This is a genomic window from Bordetella avium, from assembly GCF_034424645.1.
GTDB classification, from domain to species: Bacteria; Pseudomonadota; Gammaproteobacteria; order Burkholderiales; family Burkholderiaceae_B; genus Bordetella; species Bordetella avium.
In genome coordinates, this window is record NZ_CP139969.1 from 680,595 (window position 1) to 698,669 (window position 18,075).

General features: G+C 61.4%; 16 protein-coding genes. 9 read left to right on the plus strand and 7 right to left on the minus strand.

Annotation, left to right across the window (positions count from 1 at the left end; genetic code table 11):
• Positions 1–16: 16 nt before the first annotated feature.
• Positions 17–370 carry an acid-activated periplasmic chaperone HdeA gene (gene hdeA / locus U0029_RS03150; protein ID WP_114852697.1) on the minus strand — a complete coding sequence of 118 codons (354 nt, stop codon included), beginning with the start codon at positions 368–370 and terminating at the stop codon, positions 17–19.
• 396 nt (positions 371–766) lie between these two features.
• Here hdeA and gadC point away from each other — a divergent pair, with 396 nt between their 5' ends.
• The 5 genes from gadC (at position 767) to U0029_RS03175 (ending at position 5,980) form a co-directional block, all read left to right on the plus strand.
• Entirely contained in the window at positions 767–2,242 is a 1,476-nt protein-coding gene (gadC, locus tag U0029_RS03155) for a putative glutamine/gamma-aminobutyrate antiporter GadC (RefSeq protein WP_114852698.1), read from the plus strand.
• Between the two features lie 45 nt (positions 2,243–2,287).
• Positions 2,288–3,226 carry a glutaminase A gene (gene glsA, locus U0029_RS03160; RefSeq protein ID WP_114852699.1) on the plus strand — a complete coding sequence of 313 codons (939 nt, stop codon included), beginning with the start codon at positions 2,288–2,290 and terminating at the stop codon, positions 3,224–3,226.
• Positions 3,227–3,326: 100 nt separating this feature from the next.
• Positions 3,327–5,000, plus strand: coding sequence for an energy-dependent translational throttle protein EttA (gene ettA, locus U0029_RS03165; protein WP_012418435.1), 1,674 nt, complete (start codon positions 3,327–3,329; stop codon positions 4,998–5,000).
• Between the two features lie 42 nt (positions 5,001–5,042).
• Positions 5,043–5,570, plus strand: a complete 528-nt coding sequence (locus U0029_RS03170) for an isochorismatase family protein (protein WP_114852700.1) — start codon at positions 5,043–5,045, stop codon at positions 5,568–5,570.
• Between the two features lie 188 nt (positions 5,571–5,758).
• Entirely contained in the window at positions 5,759–5,980 is a 222-nt protein-coding gene (locus tag U0029_RS03175) for a glycine zipper 2TM domain-containing protein (protein WP_012418433.1), read from the plus strand.
• A 63-nt stretch (positions 5,981–6,043) separates the two neighbouring features.
• Here the strand turns inward: U0029_RS03175 and minE are convergent, their stop codons facing one another.
• From minE to U0029_RS03195, 4 genes are all read right to left on the minus strand, one after another.
• On the minus strand, positions 6,044–6,316 hold the full coding sequence (minE, locus tag U0029_RS03180) for a cell division topological specificity factor MinE (RefSeq protein ID WP_012418432.1): 273 nt from the start codon (positions 6,314–6,316) through the stop codon (positions 6,044–6,046).
• Positions 6,317–6,319: 3 nt separating this feature from the next.
• Entirely contained in the window at positions 6,320–7,135 is an 816-nt protein-coding gene (minD, locus tag U0029_RS03185; protein ID WP_012418431.1) for a septum site-determining protein MinD, read from the minus strand.
• Between the two features lie 95 nt (positions 7,136–7,230).
• Positions 7,231–8,067, minus strand: a complete 837-nt coding sequence (gene minC, locus U0029_RS03190) for a septum site-determining protein MinC (RefSeq protein WP_012418430.1) — start codon at positions 8,065–8,067, stop codon at positions 7,231–7,233.
• A 172-nt stretch (positions 8,068–8,239) separates the two neighbouring features.
• Positions 8,240–10,000: a glutamine--tRNA ligase/YqeY domain fusion protein gene (locus U0029_RS03195; RefSeq protein ID WP_012418429.1), complete on the minus strand. Its 1,761-nt coding sequence runs from the start codon at positions 9,998–10,000 to the stop codon at positions 8,240–8,242.
• Between the two features lie 110 nt (positions 10,001–10,110).
• Between U0029_RS03195 and U0029_RS03200 the strand changes: the two genes are divergently transcribed.
• Positions 10,111–11,445 carry a cytochrome ubiquinol oxidase subunit I gene (locus tag U0029_RS03200; RefSeq protein WP_012418428.1) on the plus strand — a complete coding sequence of 445 codons (1,335 nt, stop codon included), beginning with the start codon at positions 10,111–10,113 and terminating at the stop codon, positions 11,443–11,445.
• Complete coding sequence (locus U0029_RS03205) at positions 11,442–12,488, plus strand: cytochrome d ubiquinol oxidase subunit II (protein ID WP_114852701.1); 1,047 nt, start codon at positions 11,442–11,444, stop codon at positions 12,486–12,488. The genes U0029_RS03200 and U0029_RS03205 overlap by 4 nt, the downstream gene beginning before the upstream one ends.
• 11 nt (positions 12,489–12,499) lie before the next feature.
• On the opposite strand, the gene risK is transcribed toward U0029_RS03205, so the two are convergent.
• Together risK and U0029_RS03215 are read right to left on the minus strand one after the other, a co-directional pair.
• Positions 12,500–13,978 (minus strand): sensor histidine kinase RisK, encoded by a 1,479-nt coding sequence (gene risK, locus U0029_RS03210; protein WP_012418426.1) that lies wholly within the window; start codon positions 13,976–13,978, stop codon positions 12,500–12,502.
• A 4-nt stretch (positions 13,979–13,982) separates the two neighbouring features.
• The gene (locus U0029_RS03215) at positions 13,983–14,684 is read right to left on the minus strand and encodes a response regulator (RefSeq protein ID WP_012418425.1); all 702 of its coding nucleotides are present in this window, start codon (positions 14,682–14,684) and stop codon (positions 13,983–13,985) included.
• A gap of 171 nt (positions 14,685–14,855) precedes the next feature.
• Here U0029_RS03215 and U0029_RS03220 point away from each other — a divergent pair, with 171 nt between their 5' ends.
• Complete coding sequence (locus tag U0029_RS03220) at positions 14,856–16,160, plus strand: hypothetical protein (RefSeq protein WP_012418424.1); 1,305 nt, start codon at positions 14,856–14,858, stop codon at positions 16,158–16,160.
• Positions 16,161–16,242: 82 nt separating this feature from the next.
• Positions 16,243–18,063: a DNA helicase RecQ gene (gene recQ, locus U0029_RS03225; RefSeq protein ID WP_012418423.1), complete on the plus strand. Its 1,821-nt coding sequence runs from the start codon at positions 16,243–16,245 to the stop codon at positions 18,061–18,063.
• Positions 18,064–18,075: the final 12 nt, after the last annotated feature.

Below are 18,075 nucleotides of genomic sequence, written 5' to 3' on the forward strand. Positions count from 1 at the left end.
CGCCTGGGGGGGACACTTACTTCGCCGTCGTAGAGGAAGCGGGAGGAGTTTTGGACGTGGTGTTGGCGGCGTTGGCTTTGGTTTGCGCCAGGGCGTCCGTTAGCGCGACTTTGGGATTTTCCTGGCAATAGGTCACTAGCGTGGGCGTGATTTGGGCGATGCCCTCGATATCCACGACGTCATCCTCGGGTTTGCCTTTGCGGTTGACGGCTTCGGCAAAGCCCAGCGCGACAGGACGATAGGACTCATTAAGTTGAAGGTAGTCGCTGCACTGCCAGAGCGGCATAGGCTTTTTGGCATCGGCCAGCGCTGTGCCGCTGAACGAAAGCGTGGCCGCAGCGATGCTCAACGAAATAATGATTTTCTTCATTTGGTTTCCTTTGTGTTTTCTGTTGACGGCAAACCTGCTTCAGGAGTGCGGTCCGTGCTATGCGGAGCCACCAAAACCTGCAGGTTTTAGTGGTTTTTCCAAAAAACATGGAATCACACTTCTCAAACAGAAATTAGTGCCGAACACGTAAGTCGGACGGGCGCTTATATGTTTTTGAGATGCTGTTTTTATAAGGCCGACTAGCCCTGTATTTATCGGAAATTAACTACGAGCGGCGCTGTGTTTGCTTGATGTTCACGTTGTTGCCTTGGGCGTAGCCTTAATGAGCGATTAATACGTGGTGTTTCTTTTTTTAATCGGAGGCTGAAAAAGCAATGCCGCGTCATTTCGTGTGCTGAGGCTTTCTTTTTCGGCCGTGTTTATGAAGGAATAACAATGTCGACGTCTGCAGCAAGTAGCGGGAAAAACACCGCGAAAAAGCTAACAATCGGTACGCTGGCGATCATGAATATCGTGGCCGTGGTCAGCTTGCGCGGTTTGCCGGCCGAAGCCGAATATGGTCTGAGTTCAATTTTTTATTACATATTCGCTGCCGTAGCCTTTCTGGTGCCGGTATCGCTGGTGGCGGCGGAACTGGCGACCGGCTGGCCACAGAAGGGGGGTGTCTTTCGCTGGGTAGGAGAAGCCTTCGGGCCGCGCATGGCCTTTCTCTCCATGTTCATGCTGTGGATCGAGGTCACGGTGTGGTTTCCCACGGCATTGACGTTCGCGGCGGTGTCGCTCGCCTTTGTGGGACCGGATCAACGTTGGGACGAAGCCTTGTCCGCCAACAAGGGGTTCGTGCTCGTGATCGTGCTGGCGATTTACTGGCTGGCGACTTTCATTGCCTTCAAGGGCGTCAGCACTTTTGCGCGGGTGGCGAAATGGGGCGGCATTATCGGCACCATCATTCCCGCCATCATTCTCATCGTGCTGGGTTTCGCTTACCTGTTCATGGGCGGCGTGCCGCAGATTCCGCTGGAGTGGGGAACCCTGGTGCCTAATTTCAGCCACTTCAGCAACATCGTGCTGGCGGCCAGCATATTCCTGTTCTATGCCGGCATGGAAATGAACGCCATCCATGTGCAGGAGATCGACAATCCGTCGCGCAACTATCCGATCGCCATCATGTTGGCGGCGCTCGGCACGGTGCTGATTTTCGTGCTCGGCACATTGGCGATTGCTTTCGTCGTGCCGCAAGCCGACATCAGCCTGACGCAGGGCCTGCTCATGGCCTATGACGAGATGTTCCGCTGGGCGGGCATGCCATGGCTCGGGCCGATCGTGGCCATCGCGCTGGCGATTGGTGTGCTGGCCGGCGTGGTGACTTGGGTTGCCGGGCCATCCACCGGCCTGCTTTCCGTTGCCAAGGCCGGGTATTTGCCGCGCTGGTGGCAACACCAGAACAAGAACGGCATGGCCACGCATATCTTGCTGGTCCAGGCTTGCGTGGTGACGTTGTTGGCTGTGCTGTTCGTGGTCTTGCCGTCTGTGCAGGCGGCCTACCAGATATTGAGCCAGCTCGCGGTCATTCTCTATCTGATCATGTATCTGTTGATGTTCTCGTCGGGTATCTACCTGCGGTACAGCCAACCGAATCAACCGCGTCCCTATCGTATTCCAGGCGGTAACGCCGGCATGTGGGTGCTAGGTGGCGTGGGCTTTATTGCCGCCCTGCTGGCGCTGATATTTAGCTTCATCCCGCCCGACCAGATTTCGGTTGGCAGCCCGGCCACCTATGTCGGCATCCTGGTTGTGCTGGCGGTTATTTGCGTGATCTGCCCTTTCATCATCTATGCCTTGAAGAAAGATGACTGGCGCAGTCCGGATAGCGATTTTGCACCTTTTACCTGGGAGAAAACCAAACAGTGAGATTCAGGCACGTCAATCCATAATGCCCTTTCTGGAAAGCGAATCATGAAAATTGATGTCTCTAGATTGTCAGCCGCGGTCAATGACGCTCATGCTCGCCATGCGCAAGCACCTGGCGGCGCCAATGCCAGCTATATCCCCTATCTGGCCAAAGTGCCGTCCCATTTGGCGGGTGTTGCCGCTGTCACCGTAGACGGCGATCAGGTCGTCGCCGGTGATGCGGACTACGCCTTCGCCATCGAGTCGATCTCCAAGGTCTGCTCTTTGGTGCAGGCCTTGGAAGACCATGGCCCTGATGCGGTGCGTGAGAAGATCGGGGCTGATCCTACGGGTTTGCCTTTTAACTCTGTCATGGCTTTGGCCTTGCATGATGGCAAGCCCTTGTCGCCGCTGGTTAATGCCGGGGCGATCGCGACGGTCAGTTTTCTGAAGGCGGCGAACGCCGAGGAGCGCTGGAAGAAGATCCTCACCATGCAATCTGCGCTGGCTGGCGCCGACATTGCGCTGTCTGATGAGGTCAATCAGTCAGAGCAGACCACCAATTTCCATAATCGCGCCATTGCCTGGCTGTTGTATTCCGCCTCGACCATGTATTCCGATCCGATGGAAGCATGCGAGGTCTATACGCGGCAATGTTCCACGCTGTTCACGGCTAGGCATCTCGCGACGATGGCCGCGACCCTCGCGGCCAAGGGCCGCAACCCGTTGACAGGTAAGCAGGTGCTCAAGCCGGAGCATGTGCCGAGCGTGCTCGCCGAGATGATGATGGAGGGCTTGTACGAGCGTTCCGGTGATTGGGCCTATACGGTGGGCTTGCCCGGCAAGAGCGGTGTGGGCGGCGGCATTATGGCCGTCGTGCCGGGCGTTATGGGTTTGGCCGCTTTTTCGCCGCCCTTGGATCCCGCCGGCAACAGCGTGCGCGGACAATTGATGGTGGCCGATGTCGCCCGCACATTGGGGCTGAATCTGTTTGATCGCGCCTGACGGCGTCATTCGCAGGCGGCGGTGGCGGGCCTGCCTCCTCCTGGGCCGCGTTACGGCCTACAATCCAGGGTTCATCCGCATCATTCCTTGACACGAGCCCATGGCCCAATACGTCTTCACCATGAATCGCGTCGGCAAGATCGTGCCGCCCAAGCGGCAGATCCTGCGCGACATTTCCCTGTCTTTTTTCCCCGGTGCCAAGATCGGCGTGCTGGGCCTGAATGGCTCGGGCAAGTCGACGCTGCTCAAAATCATGGCCGGAGTCGATAAGGACATCGAGGGCGAAGCCATCCCGATGCCCGGCCTGAACATCGGCTATCTGCCTCAAGAGCCGCAGCTCAACCCCGATCATACGGTGCGCGAGTCGGTGGAAGAGGGCCTGGGCGCGGTGTTCAATGCCAAAAAGCGCCTCGATGAGGTGTACGCGGCCTATGCCGAGCCGGATGCCGACTTCGACGCCCTGGCTGCCGAACAGGCCGAACTTGAGGCCGTTATTGCCGCCGCCGCCTCCAGCGGCGCCGACGATATCGCACACCAGATGGAAATCGCTGCCGACGCGCTGCGGCTGCCGCCCTGGGATGCTACGGTCGGTAATCTGTCTGGTGGTGAAAAGCGCCGCGTGGCGCTGTGCCGTCTGCTGCTTTCCAAACCCGACATGCTGTTGCTAGACGAACCGACCAACCACTTGGATGCCGAGAGCGTCGAGTGGCTGGAGCAGTTCCTGCACAAGTTCCCGGGCACCGTGGTTGCCGTGACCCACGATCGCTACTTTCTGGATAACGCCGCCGAGTGGATTCTTGAACTCGACCGTGGTCATGGTATTCCCTGGAAGGGCAATTACAGCTCCTGGCTGGAACAGAAGGAAGCGCGGCTCAAGCAGGAAGAAGCTAACGAGTCGGCGCGTCAGAAGACCATCAAGAAAGAGCTGGAGTGGGTACGCCAGAATCCTAAGGGCCGTCAGGCCAAGGCCAAGGCGCGTATCGCCCGCTTCGAAGAACTGTCGTCCTACGAATATCAGAAACGCAACGAAACCCAGGAAATCTTCATTCCCGTGGGCGATCGTCTGGGCAACGAGGCGATCGAGTTCAACAACGTCAGCAAGGCCTATGGCGACCGTCTGTTGATCGATGACCTGAGCTTCAAGATGCCGCCTGGCGCCATCGTCGGCATCATCGGGCCCAACGGGGCGGGTAAGTCCACGCTGTTTCGCATGATCGCCGGCCGCGAGCAGCCGGATTCGGGCGAGGTCAAGCTGGGCCAGACCGTCAAGCTGGCCTATGTGGATCAGTCGCGTGACTCGCTGGAATCGGCCAAGACGGTCTTTGACGCCATCTCCGACGGCGCAGACCTCCTGACCGTCGGCAAGTTTGAAATGTCGTCACGCGCCTACCTGGGCCGTTTCAATTTCAAGGGTTCCGATCAGAACAAGATCGTGGGTCAGCTTTCCGGTGGTGAGCGCGGCCGTCTGCATCTGGCTAAAACGCTGATCGCTGGCGGCAACGTGCTGCTGCTGGACGAACCGTCCAACGATCTGGACGTCGAAACCCTGCGCGCACTGGAAGATGCCTTGCTGGAGTTTCCGGGCAGCGTGATGGTCATCAGCCACGATCGCTGGTTCCTGGACCGTATCGCCACGCATATCCTGGCCTTTGAAGGCGAATCTCAAGTCGTGTTCTTCGACGGCAACTATCAGGAATACGAAGCCGACAAGAAGCGCCGTCTGGGCGAGGAGGGCGCTAAGCCCAAGCGCCTGCGCTACAAGGCATTGAAATAAACCACGGGCGGCCTTAGGGCCGCTTTTTTCAGGAGGCTTGCCATGCGCGCCGACCAATCCATTCTGCTTATCATCGACCTCCAGGAACGGCTGATGCCGGTGATCGACAAGGGCGAACAGGTGCTTGCCACGGCCGACAGGCTGGCGCGCGCGGCGCGTTTGCTGGACGTGCCGGTGGTGGCCACGGAACACCATAGCCGTATGCTGGGCAGCACTGTGGCGCCGATACGAGAGCAAGTGCAATCGGTTTTCCAGAAGATGCATTTCTCGGCCATGCGCGAACCCGGCTTTGAGGCCTGGTTGCCCCCAGGGCGCAAGACGGTGCTGGTGGCGGGCTGTGAGGCGCATATTTGTGTGTTGCAAACGGTGCTGGACCTGCAGGCCCAGGGTTGGCATGCGGTCTTGGTGGCCGATGCGGCGGGTTCGCGCAAGCCTTCAGACCATCATGCCGCCTTGCGGCGCGCGCGCGCCGCCGGCGCCGAAATCGCGACCAGCGAAATGGCGATTTTCGAGTGGATGGAAACCTGCGAGCATCCGCGTTTCCGTGAAGTGTTACGTTTGGTCAAATAAACCGCAGGTGGCGCAACATACGGCCCTGATTTTGTGGATTTCTCAACCCAAGGACACAAAATTTGGGCAAACCTTACAGCATCACCTCCTCTGATTTGCGATGCTGCTGGCATGGGTCCAATTAGGGACGCGTGCATGGCAAGGCTGCTGGCGCGCGTTGCCCGGCGCGACAACATAGGAGGATCATCATGAACATCGATCGTATTTCTAAAGCCGCTTCGGCGGCCTTGCTGGTGGCGGCCCTGGCGGGCTGCTCGTCCTGGGATGGCATGAGCCATCGCCAGAAAAGCACGGTGGGCGGCGCGGCGCTTGGCGGCGTGGCTGGCGCCGTCATCAGTGGCGGCGGCATTCTGGGAACGGTGGGTGGCGCTGCCATCGGCGGCGTGATCGGTGACCAGGTCGGAAAGTAAATCCGCTGAAATGCAAAACGCCCTGCTTGCGCAGGGCGTTTTGCATTTCAGGCCGGCATGGGCTTAGACCGATGCCTGTGTCTCGCTCTGCGGCATCTCGATCTTGACTTCGAGCACTTCCAGGGTGTCCTGGCGCTCGAGGTGGACCTTGATGTCGTCGGGATTGATCTTGACGTACTTGGAAATCACGGCGACCAGCTCCTGCTGCAATTGCGGCAGATAGTCGGGGGAATCACCTCGTCCGGAACGCTCATGCGCCAGGATGATTTGAAGCCGTTCTTTGGCGACGCTGGCCGAGGATTTCTTCTGGCCGAGCAGAAACGACAGGAATGACATCGGTTACTTACCTCCGAACAGGCGTTTCAGGAAGCCGGGCTTTTCGTACTCGGTAAAGCGCAGCGAGCGCTCTTCTCCCAGGTAGCGCGCCACCACATCCTTGTAGGCCTCCGAGACATCGGTATCTTTGAGGTGAATGGCAGGCAAGCCTTGGTTGGACGCTTGCAGCACCGCCTCGGATTCGGGCACGACGCCGATCATCTTGATGCGCAGAATGTCTTCAATATCGCCCAGCGACAGCATTTCGCCGTCGATGACGCGCTTGGGGTTGTAGCGGGTCAGGAGCAGATACTCTTTGACCGGTTCGGCGCCTTGCACGGCGCGCTGCGACTTGGCGGCCAAAATGCCCAAAATGCGGTCGGAGTCGCGCACCGACGAGACTTCGGGATTGGTGACCACAAGGGCGTCGTCAGCGTAGTAGGCAGCCAGCAGCGCTCCGGTTTCAATGCCGGCGGGCGAATCGCAGACGATGTAATCAAAGCCCATTTCTTTCAGGTCTTCGATGACTTTGCCTACGCCTTCCTGCGTCAGTGCGTCTTTGTCGCGTGTCTGCGAGGCTGGCAGGATGAAGAGGTTGTCGAGCTGCTTGTCTTTGATGAGGGCCTGTTTGAGGCTGGCCTCGCCTTGAATCACGTTAACGAAGTCATACACGACGCGGCGTTCGCAACCCATGATGAGGTCGAGATTGCGCAGGCCGACGTCGAAGTCGATGACCGCGGTCTTGAAGCCACGCATGGCGAGGCCCGCGGAAAAGCTCGCGCTGGTGGTGGTCTTGCCCACCCCGCCTTTGCCGGAAGTCACCACAACGATACGTGTCATGACGATCAAACCCTTTATGTTCGTGTAAATCGCGTTATCGTAAAGCAAAAAGCCCTTTAAAGGCTTCTTACATCTGTTTGGCAACCGCGCCGGTATCAGCTCTTGAGCGCCTCGATATGCAGCGTGTCGCCATTGAGTCTGACGAGTGCCGGCTGATTATGCAAGTTGCGGTCCAGCCGGTCTTCCACCACGCGGTAAACACCGGCCACGGCCAGGAGTTCGGCGTCGAGGTGGGTGGTGAAAATCCTGGCCGAGGTGTCGCCCCGCGCACCGGCCATGGCTTTGCCGCGCAGGGGGCCGTAGACGTGGATATTGCCGTCGGCAATGACTTCGGCGCCCTGGCTCACCATGCCGATCACCACTAGGTCGGTGTGGCGCGCGTAAACGCGCTGCCCTGAGCGCAGGGGTTTGGTGATGACCAGCGCGGTCGATGATTGCGGCGCCGCTGGCGTGTGGCTGGCGGCCTCGGTGGTGTCGCGCGCGGCGCGGGTGGGCACGGCCTGGGCATCGCCCTTCATGGCTGAGCGTAATTGTTCCTGGGCGGCGCGGCTGGCCTCAGGGGCAGCGGGTACCGGCGTCGAGACATGGTTGGGCGGCGCCGGGTCGACGCTTTGCTGCGTGCGAGGGGCCGAGAGCTCCACGGGGATGAGACCCGCAGCCCGCGCGCGCTCCAGGTTGCCGTTTTCCGCGACCACGCCGATGACGGGCAGTTTGTGAGCGCCAAGCGCTTTGACCAGCGCAGGCCAGTCTATGGGAGCAGAGACACGGCTGGCGTCGATCACGACCGCCTCGTTCTCGAAGAAGCTGCCGGCGTCGGCCATGCGTCGGCCCAGGGCCTCTGCCAGTTGATCGGGGTCGGCGCTGTGCAGCACCACGCGAATGGCATAGAGCGTGGCGCTCTTGAAATCCAGGGCGAGGGGTTCGGTAGTCATTGCAGTGTCAGGCGATCAGTCCGGGACGCAGCGCGGACCAGTCAGGGTTGAAGGGCATGATAACCCGCCGGACCGCGTTAGGTCGCTGCTGAAAAGCGCGGTTCCGGGGCCTGTGTTGCAGATACGGCAACGCCCCCTTGACGGGGGCGTTGCGCGGGGGACAAAAGCGGCGTTAAGCAGCCCAGGAGTCTTTCAGCGTGACGATGCGGTTCAGGACTGGCGCTTCGGGGCTGGAGTCCTTGCTGTCTACCGTGAAATAGCCCAAACGCTCGAACTGCCAGGTCGCGCCCGGCTCGGCCCGCGTGCCGGGTTCCAGCCAGGCTTGTACGGTCTGGATGGAATTCGGGTTGAGGCAGGCCAGGAAGTCCTTGTCGCCGCCATCCGGGTGCGGATCGGCGAACAGGCGGTCGTAGAGGCGGACCTCGGCAGGCACGGCATGCGCGGCGCTGACCCAGGTGATGTTGCCCTTGACCTTGACGCTGTCGGCGCCGGGCGTGCCGCTCTTGGTGTCGGGCAGGTATTCCGCCTGAACTTCGGTGATGTTGCCGGCTTCGTCCTTGGTGAAGCCGGTGCAGCGCACCACATAGCCGTACTTCAGGCGCACCAGATTACCCGGGAAGAGACGGAAGTACTTCTTGGGCGCTTCTTCGCGGAAGTCGTCGCGTTCGATCCAGAGTTCGCGCGAGAAGGGAAACTCTCGCTGGCCGGCTTCGGGGTCATGCGGATTGCGGGGCGCCTTGCAAACCTCGGTCTGGTCTTTGGGGTAGTTGGTGATCACCAGCTTGAGCGGGTCCAGCACTGCGACGGAGCGCGTCGTGCCCGGGTCGAGGTCGTCGCGCACGGCCTGCTCCAACAGGCTGTAGTCGATGCGCGAATCTGATTTCGAGACAGCCGTGCGGTCGCAGAACAGGCGGATGGCGGAGGCGGTGTAGCCGCGCCGGCGCAGGCCGAACAGCGTGGGCATGCGGGGATCGTCCCAGCCATCGACATAGCCTTCACGCACCAGTTGCAGCAGCTTGCGCTTGCTGGTGACGATGTAGCTCATGTTCAGGCGCGAGAATTCATATTGGCGCGGCAGCGGACGGGCCAGTTTGCCCAGATCGGCCAGGCGGGCCAGTATCCAGTCATAGAAAGGCCGCTGATCTTCGAATTCCAGCGTGCAAATGCTGTGCGTGATGCCTTCGAGCGCGTCTTCGACCGGATGCGCCCAGCTATACATCGGGTAGATGCACCACTTGTCACCGGTGCGGTGATGCGCGGCGTGGCGTACCCGGTACATGACCGGATCGCGCAAATTGATATTGGGCGATGCCATATCGATCCGGGCGCGCAACACGAGGCTGCCGTCGGGATGTTTGCCATCGCGCATTTCGCGCAGGCGCGTCAGCGACTCGGCCGCCGGCCGGTCGCGGAAGGGCGAATTTCTGCCAGGCTCGGTCAGGGTGCCGCGCTGGGCACGGATGTCGTCGGCGCTTTGTTCGTCAACGAAGGCGTGGCCGGCTTCGATCAGCGCTTCGGCGAACTCATACATGAATTCGAAGTAGTCGCTGGCGAAATACAGGTTGTTGTTGCCGTCGGTGTTCCAGTCGAACCCCAGCCAGCGCACCGCCTCGATAATGGCGTCGACGTATTCCTGATCTTCTTTTTCAGGATTGGTATCGTCAAAGCGCAGATGGCAAACGCCGCCGAACTCTTTGGCGATGCCGAAATTGACGCATATGCTTTTGGCGTGCCCGATGTGCAGATAGCCATTGGGTTCGGGCGGAAAACGCGTGCGGATACGGGCGGGATCGGGGAGGCCCGACGCCTGCATAGAGGCCGGGCCGGGTTTGCCGGCCCAACGCTTGCCTTGGAAGCGGTTGGCTGCCAAGTCGTCTTCGATGATGTTGCGCAGGTAATTACTGGCTGCGTGAGGCGCGGTGGTCTGGGTCATTCCGGGAAGAAATCTGGCCACAAAACAAGCATTTTGCCACGTTCGGAGAAGATGACCGTTGCAAAGCCGCCTCCTATGCGTAGAGAACAGGCTCTAAACTACCGTCCATCATGAATATCACTTCTCTCCAACTGGCGCGGACCCAGTTTACGGCGAGCTTGAGCTTTCTGGCCTTGTTCCTGGCATTGTCCATGGCATTGGCCTGGATTCTGCTGTTTTTCAAACTGCGTGCGCGCCATGGCCATACAGCTTGGACTGCCGCTTATCGTTTCTGGGTGCGCATTTTTGCGCTGTCCTTCGTCCTGGCCCTGACCAGCCTCATGCCGGTCCTGGTTCAGTTGGGCAGTTTATGGTCCGGCCTGATGGACAAGATTGGCAACGTTGCCGGCCCTTTGCTGGGCTTCGGCGTGTTGTCGGTTTTCATTCTTAAATCCTGCTTCCTCGGGGTGATGCTGTTCGGCCAGCGGCGTGTTTCCGATCTGGCGCACACCCTGGCGGTCCTGATGGTCGCCATCGGTCAGCTTGTTGCCGTGGGCTGGGCCGTGGCGCTGCAATCCTGGCTGCAAACCCCCGATGGCGCGGCCATGATTGACGGTCGTTATCAGGTCTACGATTGGGTCAGTGTCATTTTCAACCCCTCGTTTGGCTGGCGTATGAGCCTGACGGTGCTGGGCGCTTTTCTCTCGGCGGCTTTCCTGATGTTGGGCGTGACGGCTTTGCAGGCCTTGCGTCGGCCTCTTGACGACGGCGAGCGCTACGCCTACAAGACTGCGCTGGTTCTGGCGTTGGCGGCTTCGCTGTTACAGATGCCGGCGGGCTGGGGCATGGGGGAGGTCGTGGCGCGTCTGCAGCCGGCCAAGGCCGCAGCGCTGGCGGGTTACTGGCACAGCGGCGCGACACCTGCCATCGTGATCGCCGGCATACCGGACAGCGAGCAGCAACGCAATCTCGCTGCCTGGACCGTGAACGGCGGCGGCCGATGGTTGGCTCAGGATGCGCAGACGGGCTATATCGGCTTGGACAAGTATTCGGGTATGCGCCCGCCCGTGGCCTTTGTGTTTTTTTCCCTGCGCGCGCTCTGGCTCCTGGGGGCTTTGATGCTGCTCGCCGCCGTGCTGTCGTTCTGCCTGAGTTTCCGTCGTGGTTTTGATCCGGCGGCGATGCCGCGCTGGTGCTTGCGCGGCCTCACCGGCATGATGTTTTCGGGGGGCTTGTCGGTTGTGCTGGGCATCTGGGTGGCTCAAGTCGGCTTGCAACCCTTTATGGTTAACCGCACGATCACGCAGTCCGAGGTATTGAGCAGTATCCCGGTCTCGACCCTGTGGTGGAGCTTGGCGGGTTACGGCGCGCTTTATGCCTTGTTGCTGACGGCTTTTGCCGGGATGTTGTTTCATGCCGCCCGCTACGGGGTTGTGCCCGTGCGCAAAATCGGAGGCTCGCGATGATTGCGACCTTGGCCGCCTCGCTAGGCCTGAGCCCGGACGACCCTCTGTTCTGGATGCCCATGGTGTTCATGGGCTTGATGCTGCTTCTGATAGCCGCCGGTATCGTGCTCGACGGCTTTGACATCGGGGTCGGCATTCTGTTGCAGGTTGCGCCCGCCGAAGAGCGTGGGCGCATGATGAGCCTGCTCAGTCCCTGGCGCGACGCCAACGAATTCTGGCCGCTGTTGGGGATAGGTTTGTTCGGATCGGCCTTCCCTTTTGCCTGGGGAGCCATCATGGGCAAGCTCTACGGGCCGCTGACGCTCATGGTGCTGGGCATTGTGCTGCGCAGTGTGTCCTTTGAGTTCCGCATCCGCGCCAGTACCGAGGTTAAGCCGCGCTGGATCTTCGGGTTTTGGGCGGGATCGTTGCTGGCTGCGATCGGTCAGGGTATGGTGCTCGGCCGCATCGCCACGGATTACCAGAGTGATGCGGGTTATGGCTGGTTCTCGCTGTTCGTGGGGCTGTGCGCTGTGGCCGCTTATGCGCTGTTGGGTGCCTGCTGGCTGGCAATGCGCGTTGATGGTGAATTGCAGCGTCGCGCGGCTTCCTGGGCGCGGCATGGCATTCGCTGGACGGCCGCAGGCATGGTGGCGATTGCCGTCACGCTGGGTCTGGCCAATGCCGGTATTTTCTATAAATGGAGCAACGCTGCTCACCTGGGAGCCGCGGCTGGCGTTTGGGTGGCGATGCTGCTGGGCTTTGTCGCGGCCGAAATGCTGCTGGCTCGTTTGCCGGGCAAGGCCGACCGCCTGGCCTGGTTGCCTTTCGTGCTGTGCGTATTGCTTTATTTGTTGATGCTGGCCGGCCTGGCCTACAGCTTCTTTCCCTATCTCATTCTTGACGACATGACTATCTGGGATGGCAGCGGTGCGCTGGGATCTAGCCGTCTGGTGCTGGCAGGCGTGGTTATCGGGGGGCCGGTCGTGCTGGTGTTCAACATCCTGGCCTACCGTTCGGTCTTTGGCAAAGATCGGCGGCCGGCGGCCTTGCCGCTGCCCTGATTGCCTGGCGATCAGGCGCGCGGCAGCCGTATTCTTGCCAACAGCCCGCCACTCGCATCCGTATCCAATTGCAGTGACCCGCCATGGGCGCGGGCGATCGCGTCGGCCAGCGCCAACCCGAGCCCGACATTGCCGGTGCGCGTGCGGGCGCCATCAAGCCGGGCGAACGGCCGCAGCGCCTCGCTGCGCCGCTCCGGCGCGATACCGGGCCCATGATCGGCCACTTCGATAATGGCCTCGCGCGCGTCGGCGCGCAGGCGCACCTCGATAGGCGGCGCGCCATGATGCAAGGCATTGCCGATCAGATTGTCGAGCAAGCGGCCCAAGGCCACCGCATCGCCCTGGATGCAGGGGTCCTCGTCGTCTTCCGCGACAGAGAGCGAAATGGCGGTTCCCGCGCCTTGCCAGCTCGTCACGCGCTCGCGTATCCATTCACCCAGATGAAGCGGCGCATAGCGGTAGGCGGCCGGGTCCGTGCCACGCACAAAACCGATGAATTGATCCACCATGTGTTGCATGTCTTGCAGATCCTGGCGCAATCCTTCTTTGATTGTCGGGTCGCTGGCCAGCTCGATACGCAACCACATGCGCGACAGGGGGCCCTTCAGGTCATGGGGTAAGCCGGAGAGCAGCGTGCGGCGCACCGATTCGGATTCGGCCAAGGCATCAAGCATGGCGTTGAAGCGTTCGCCCAGTACGCGGGTTTCGTGAGGCCCTGCGGGCTCGACACGTTGGGGGTGGCCTGCGGCCAAGCGGTCTGCGGCGTCGGCCAGCCGGGTGAGCGGACGGGTGATATGCCAGGAAAATCCGGCGGCTAACAGCAATACCAGTCCGAGGCCGCCCAGCCAGACGGCGATGAGCGGCGTGGCCACGGGCGGGTCCAGCCGGTCAAGAGGGATGACCAGCCATTCGCGCAGGCCAGGCACGTCTTCGCTGGCGGTATTGGGCGCCAGCGAAATGAAAATTTCAGGGTGCGGGCCATGCGATAGCGCAACCCGTGTGCCGTCATTGAGGCGATGATTCAGCTCTTGCACCAGATTCCGCAGGTCGCGGCGCATTTCTCCACCGGTCATGTCATGCCGGAGCGGACCGCTTTGCGGACGGTGGAATGCGCCGCCTGCGCCGGGCCGCTGGTGCCGCGCTTCGTCAGGGCGCGCGCGCCCGCCGTCCTGCAAAGTGTCGGGGGGGCGGTTCAGGCGCTGTAGCCTCGCCTCGGCGGGCAGCCCGCGCGCCCACCAGCGCCATTGATTCTGAGAGGCGGTCCGTACGAATTCGGCGCGATCTTCGCTGGGCACCTGGGCCAGGGCGGCACGCAGCGTGCGGATGGTGGTGGAGATGTAGCCGATCGCCACATCTTCGATGAAGCGGTGGCGGTAGTAGGACACCGTTGCCAGGGTCGCGGCTTGCGCCAGCAGCACCGCGCCCAGCACCAGCAGGATGAGCCGCGTTCGCAATGAGCGCGGCATGAGGAAAGACAGCCTGAATTTCATGGTCTCAGGGGGCGAAGCGGTAGCCGATGCCCCAGACGGTCTGTATCCAGCGCGGCTGCTTGGGATCGGCTTCGATGGCTCGGCGCAGCCGCAGCACCGCGATGTCGATGGCCCGGTCATTGCGTTCACCGGCATCATCATCGCGCGCGAGCGCCAGCAGGCGTTCGCGCGATAGCGGCTTGCCGGCATTGCGTACCAGCGCTTCCAGCAGATTGATCTCTCCGCCGGTGAGCTTGACGACGATGCCGTCACGCAGCAATTGGCGGGTGGCGGGGTCGAAGACAAAGGGTCCGAAGCTGACAGGGTGGTCTTTGATCAGTGCCGAAGGGCCGCGCTTACGGCGTAGCACCGCTTCGATACGGGCCAGTAGCTCGCGAGGGTCGAAAGGCTTGCCCAGATAGTCGTCGGCCCCGGCTTCCAGACCGATGATGCGGTCAACGGCCTCGTCCCGGGCGGTCAACAGAATGACGGGAATGTCTTCGCCCTGCTCGCGCAGGCGGCGGCAGGCGTCGGCGCCATCGCCTCCGGGCAGCATGCGGTCAAGAACCAGCAGGTCGGGCGCATAGCGGGTGATGCGCGATGCCAGGTCGCTGGCGTCGGGGGCGAGCAAGGTGTCATAGCCATGCCGATTGAGGTAGTCGGCCAGCAGTTGCCGCAATGCGGGATCGTCGTCGACGACCAGCAATTTGGTGTGAGGGCTATCCATGATGAGATAGTGCCCGGCCAGAGGTAATTAAGACAAGAGGAAAGAAACGATCTGAAATAAGACTAGACTGGGCCCGCCCTAAAATAGCGGGCAATACCGCAGTGGCCAGTGCCATTTTCTAAAGTTCGTTTACAGATGTCTCGCTCGGAAATTTTTACACTGATTCGGGTTATGTTGATCCGCGATCGCGAGCGAAAACGGGTATCGCGCGCCATGTTGGCTGCCGCGCTGATGGGCAATATCGCCCTGGGTGCTTGCGCCACGCCAGGCGAGGGACATCCCGTCCCCAATAAATCCGCCACTCGGGTTGCGGCGCCAGAGGCTGCCCGCGCCACGCAGGAGGCGGCGCGCTATGGCATCGGTGTGCTGGCACCTGCCATGCCTGAGGTCGTCGCTTTACCCGCGCCGATTGAAGGGTATGCGCTCTCACCCGAGCCCGACCCCTGCGCCAACTGGATGGGGCCGCCTGTGCCAGCCGGGCTGGCGTCCATCGAGGGGCAGGCCGCACCCGGCGATTGTCAATGGGCCTTTCCCGATTATGGCCTGCCCCTGGCCAGTCCGGTCTATCAGCTGGAGCCCGAACACCAGGAGTTGGCCGCCACCCGGCCCTTGTTGACCATGGGCGTGGCAAGACCGCAGGCGCGCTGGTTCTCCGCCGTGCACGTCCGGCCTGCGCTTAGCTACGGCGATCGCAATTGGTTGTACAACCCCTCAGAAGGCCCTACGGTCGGAGTGGGTAATGTCACGGCCAATTCGCCGGTGTGGGGCAGTGGTGTGGCGGTGGGCGGCATTCAGGTCACCGACCGTTTCGACAGCAACAGCAATATCGATGCGGGCAAGATCGGCTACTCGTCCTCGATAGGCCGCCTCAATCTGATGGACCCGTCGGCCACCCAGGGCGCGGTCGATTATGGCGCCTCGGTGGGCAGCAGTTCGGTGCGTTATGGTTTGAGTCCTGAGCTCACCCTGGAGGGGCAAATGCAGTCCGCGCCCAGGCTGACCACGCGTGGCATGGGCACGCGCTATGACGCGGGCAGTATCGGCACATTCGAGGCGGGGGTTACGCAAAGCAGTTTCGACTCGGTCAATGCCTGGCGTTACCGTTTTGGCTACAACGTCACTATGGCCGACTCAGTCAGGCTCGGCGTGCGCGGCGAAGACATAGGCGCGGGCTTTGGCGACTTGGCTCGCTATGCCAGCGGCGTAAGCGCCACCCGGCAGATGCGCAGCACGTTCTCGGCCGGAGTGCCGCTCTACGGCATGGGCACGTTGAGCGGTACCTATTCCTCTGATGTGCTTGGGCATGGCGATGCGGCGGACCGGCGGGTCGGTCTGGAACACAGCATGGAGCTGGCGGCGGCGGCCCGTTTCGCCCTGGGCGCAGACCGCGATTTACAGTCCGGCGAGTATGCGTGGCGCGCCCGGCTGTCCATGCCGGTGGAAACCTTTATGCGCGGTCATTGGCTGGGGTTTTGAGCGGGGCAGCGACGCTTTGGCCGATGAGTCGTAAAATCCCGGTCCATGATTCAAGCCTTCTCGACTCAATCCCCGGTTTCTCATGTCTGACTCCCGCGCGCTTGGCGTGTTGCAGCGCGTCTTCGGATACGAATCTTTTCGTGGTGACCAGCAGGCCATCGTCGATCATGTGATCGGCGGCGGTGATGCGCTGGTGCTGATGCCAACCGGCGGTGGCAAATCGCTCTGTTATCAGGTGCCGGCGCTGGTGCGCGAGGGCACGGGCATCGTGGTGTCCCCCCTCATTGCTCTGATGCAGGACCAGGTGGATGCGCTGACGGAACTGGGGGTGCGTGCCGCCTTTCTGAACTCGACTCAGGAATGGCAGCAGGTGCGCGAGGTGGAGCGGGCCTTTGTCGCGGGCGAGCTGGATCTGCTTTATGTGGCGCCGGAGCGTTTGTTGACCGACCGCTGCCTGCAATTGCTCGAGCGCGGCCGGATTGCGCTGTTTGCGATTGATGAAGCCCATTGCGTTTCGCAATGGGGGCATGATTTCCGTCCCGAGTATCTGGGCTTGTCGATGCTGCATGAGCGCTGGCCCGATGTGCCGCGCATCGCCTTGACTGCCACGGCGACCGCCGCTACGCGCATTGAAATCGCCGAACGTCTGGCGTTGGATCAGGCGCGCCACTTCGTTGCCAGTTTCGATCGTCCCAACATCCGTTACCGCATTGTCGAAAAGAATGATGTGCGACGCCAGTTGCTGGACTTGATCCGCACGGAACATGAGGGCGATTCTGGCGTGGTCTATTGCCTGTCACGCGCCAGGGTGGAAGAAACCGCCGAGTTTCTTTGCAATCAGGGCATCAATGCCTTGCCCTATCACGCCGGCCTGAGCGCGCAGCTGCGGGCAAGCAACCAGTCGCGCTTTTTGCGCGAGGATGGGGTGGTGATGGTTGCGACCATCGCATTCGGTATGGGGATCGATAAACCCGATGTGCGTTTTGTCGCGCATATCGACCTGCCCAAATCGGTCGAGGGTTATTACCAGGAAACCGGCCGGGCGGGCCGGGATGGCTTGCCGGCGACGGGCTGGCTGGCCTACGGCTTGCAGGATGTGGTGCAGCAGCGGCGCATGATAGACGAGTCGCCTGGTGACGAAAGCTATCGCCGCCGCCTGGGGCAGCAGCTCGACGCCATGTTGGGTCTATGCGAAACCGTGGAATGCCGGCGGGTGCGTCTGTTGGCCTATTTCGGCCAGACCATCACGGCTTGTGGCAATTGCGATGTCTGTCTGGAGCCGCCCGAGGCCTGGGACGGCACGGTGGCAGCACAGAAAGTGCTGTCAGCGGTTTACCGGCTAGGCAAGGAGCGCGGCCAGCGTTATGGCGCAGGCCACATTATCGACATCCTGCGCGGCAAGAGCAGTGACCGTACCCGTCAACATGATCACGAGTCGCTGACGGTGTTCGGCATCGGGGCTGATCTATCGGAAACCGCCTGGCGCGGCGTATTGCGCCAGTTGCTGGCCAAAGGCCTCTTGATGGTGGACCACGAGGGGTATGGCACCCTGGCCCTGACCGAGGCCAGCCGCGCCGTGCTGCGCGGCGAAGTGCAATTGATGCTGCGCCGTGAATCCGAGAAAAAGCCGCGCACGCGCAGCAGCACCCGGACCAAGGCCCCGGTCATTGACCTGCCATCGGATCGCCTGCCGGTGTTTGAAGCCTTGCGCGCCTGGCGGGCAGAGGTGGCGCGCAATCATGGCGTGCCGGCCTATGTCATTTTTCATGATGCGACATTGCGCGAAATTGCCCTGGTCTTGCCTGAAACGGAAGCGGAACTGGGCCATATCAGCGGCGTCGGGGCGCGCAAGCTCGAAGCCTATGGCGAAGAAATCCTGCGCTGCGTGACGCGTCCGCACTGAACGCAGCGGCAG